Annotated in this window: 1 protein-coding gene and 1 pseudogene; both read right to left on the bottom strand. The window is 66.2% G+C overall.

The window, feature by feature from the left end; translation table 11 throughout:
* On the bottom strand, positions 1 to 642 hold a 642-nt coding region (ruvB, locus tag MOV75_RS39810), incomplete at its 3' end, for a Holliday junction branch migration DNA helicase RuvB (RefSeq protein WP_247008324.1).
* A gap of 125 nt (positions 643 to 767) precedes the next feature.
* Positions 768 to 923: pseudogene (locus MOV75_RS39805) on the bottom strand (Holliday junction branch migration protein RuvA); the annotation flags it as partial.

The raw sequence follows: 923 nt of genomic DNA, 5'->3' as shown, positions 1-923 counted from the left end.
CGCGATCTCGTTGGCGCCGTCTGCACTCATGCCGACGTTAAGCACGCGCGCGCCGCGGCTGACGATGCTTTCGAGTTCCTCGATCGTGTAGAAATTCAGCCGGACCGGAATGCCGAAGCGATCGCGCAAGGGATTGGTGAGCAGGCCTGCGCGCGTGGTGGCACCGACGAGCGTGAATTTCGACAGCTCGATCTTCACCGAACGCGCCGCCGGGCCCTCGCCGATGATGAGGTCGAGCTGAAAGTCCTCCATCGCGGGATAGAGCACTTCCTCCACGGCCGGGCTCAAGCGATGGATCTCGTCGATGAAGAGCACGTCGCGCTCTTCGAGATTGGTCAGCAGCGCCGCAAGATCGCCAGCCTTGGCGATGACAGGCCCCGATGTGGCGCGAAAGCCGACGCCGAGCTCCTTGGCCACGATCTGCGCCAGCGTGGTCTTGCCGAGACCGGGCGGACCGACGAACAGCACGTGATCCAGCGCCTCGCCGCGCTTGCGCGCGGCTTCGATGAAGATCGACAGGTTCTTGCGCGCCTGCTGCTGCCCGACGAAGTCGGACAGCGATTGCGGGCGCAGCGCAGTGTCGCCGACATCGTCGCTGCGGCGCTCGGGCGTGACCATGCGGTTGGCCTTGGGATCGCTCACCTAGCGAGCTCCTCGCAGGGTAGGCAAAGGCGCGCTTCGCGCCGTGCCCACCATGTCTCCGGTCGGTTGAAAGATGGTGGGCACGCTGCGCTTTGCCCACCCTACGAGCTCGGCCATCGACGCGGTCACTTCGCGAGTTCCTTCAGACCGAGGCGGATGAGCTGCGCCGTTTCAGCGCCTTCACCGGCGCTGCGCGATGCCGATGCAATGGCTGCGGCGGCCTGCGGCTGGCCGTAGCCGAGATTGACCAGTGCGGAGATCGCGTCGGCAACGGGCCGCGG

This window comes from Bradyrhizobium sp. PRIMUS42 (genome assembly GCF_023006515.1).
GTDB lineage: Bacteria > Pseudomonadota > Alphaproteobacteria > Rhizobiales > Xanthobacteraceae > Bradyrhizobium.
The sequence above is the reverse complement of the archived record's forward strand: the minus strand, read 5'-3'. Positions and strand labels throughout refer to the sequence as shown.